Origin of the sequence: Nocardia suismassiliense (assembly GCF_900269665.1) — a bacterium.
GTDB classification, from domain to species: domain Bacteria; phylum Actinomycetota; class Actinomycetes; order Mycobacteriales; family Mycobacteriaceae; genus Nocardia; species Nocardia suismassiliense.
This window is the reverse complement of the sequence record NZ_LT985379.1, coordinates 1-1506: the sequence shown is the minus strand read 5'-3', so window position 1 is coordinate 1506 and position 1506 is coordinate 1. Positions and strand designations below refer to the sequence as shown.

Below are 1506 nucleotides of genomic sequence, written 5' to 3'. Positions count from 1 at the left end.
GTGGCGGGGTGGTGTATGGCCTGGGCGGTGGGGCAGGGGTAGGTGCCGCGGTGGCGGTGGTCGTGGTCGCAGCAGCTGGAGGTGTCTGAGCAGACGCGGTTGCCGTGGTAGCTCTCGCTGGTGTCGCTGCAGGGTTGGGATTGGCTCGCATGTGATTGGGGCGCTATGGCTTTCAAGCCCTGCATGGCGTCTGCTGCTTGCGGTGGGAGGCGTCGGGCATGGTCGCCGTCACAAGGGCGGTGCCCAGCTGGGAAGGAGAGAACTTGGGGGGCCATCGAATCGGACCCCAGCCACGGCCGACGAAGTCGTCCGGGTCGGTTGGAGGTGGTCAGTACTTGGTGCTTGACCACTGCGACAGCACTGGGTGCGTTAGCGGCAGCGTCGCTGTTTGAAGAGGCCGCCGCCGGTTTGGTCATTGCAACCAAACTGGCAGCGGGATCATTGCGCGCGGTATCTAGGTTGACCGCCTCACCGCGGCGCTGAGAGAGCTCGGATCGTCGGTCGCCCGGTGGTGCGAGCCATCTCGGTACTGCGCATCGGAGTCTACTCGAGATGCTTGTGGGCAGATGCCGTGGTGGGGCGGGGTGGTGCATGGGGCTCCTGGCGGGTGTGAATGCTGGTGTGGCTCCGACGTTTTCGCAGGTGCGGTGTGTTCTGCGTGACCGGCTGCGGGGCGGGGCGCGGTGGTGGTGGATGCGCGGTGGGTGGGTGTGCTGAGGTCCGGTGTTGTGGTCTGGTGTGGCGGTGTTTTCAGAAGGGGGGTTCGGTGTCGGGGTGCCGGGTGCGGGTGCGGACGGGGGAGTGAGGGATGGTGCGGTCCAGCCATGCCGGTATCCGGATTTCGACCAGTGGTGAGCTGCAGTGCGTGCATTCGGTCATCTCGGGTTCGTCGCCGTAGGGGCCCGTGCCGGTCCATCGACCGCCCGCGCCGCCGCATTCTGGGCAGTGCGGGCACACCGCGGTATGCACCTCCCACACCACCTCTCTGCCGTCACGGTCGCTGTATCGGGAGAGTCGCCACGGGCGGTGCGCGTGGCGGATCATGCGGGCGTAGCCGGCGATGTTCATGAGGCTCCTTTTTCAAAAGCGCTTGCGGGCAATGGGTTTCGTGGCGATCCAGTGATGCTGCCTACCGCTCGGCGCAGCGCGCGGTGTTCCGGGGTTGGTGTGTCAGGTTCGTCGGTGTCGGAGAACGGTTTCGGTCTGTGGCGGGGGCTGTCCCCCGGCGCCCGTCATGCGGTGTGGTGGTGGTCAGTCGTCGGTGAAGTAGGCGATGGCGTAGATGCCGAGGATCCAGGCGAGCAGGGTGATGATGAGGCCGGCCAGGCCGGTCAGGGTGGGGTTGTGGGTGTGGTCCCAGGTCAGGGCCGCGGAGATGGCGCCGCAGAGCAGGCCGAACAGCAGGGCGAGCACGGTCATCGAGAGGTCCTTGTCGCTGGTGGTGGCGGGCGGTGCGCAGTGGTGGCCCGGGGTGCGCCGCCGCGCGGGTGCGGTGTCCGGGGGGGG

2 protein-coding genes are annotated in these 1506 nt (G+C 67.6%); both read right to left on the bottom strand.

The features are described from left to right. Window positions 1–750: 750 nt before the first annotated feature. Window positions 751–1068: a hypothetical protein gene (locus DBO33_RS42470; protein WP_107661310.1), complete on the bottom strand. Its 318-nt coding sequence runs from the start codon at window positions 1066–1068 to the stop codon at window positions 751–753. Between the two features lie 183 nt (window positions 1069–1251). Further along, the coding region (locus DBO33_RS42465; protein WP_234391500.1) for a hypothetical protein at window positions 1252–1506 on the bottom strand (255 nt) is incomplete at its 5' end.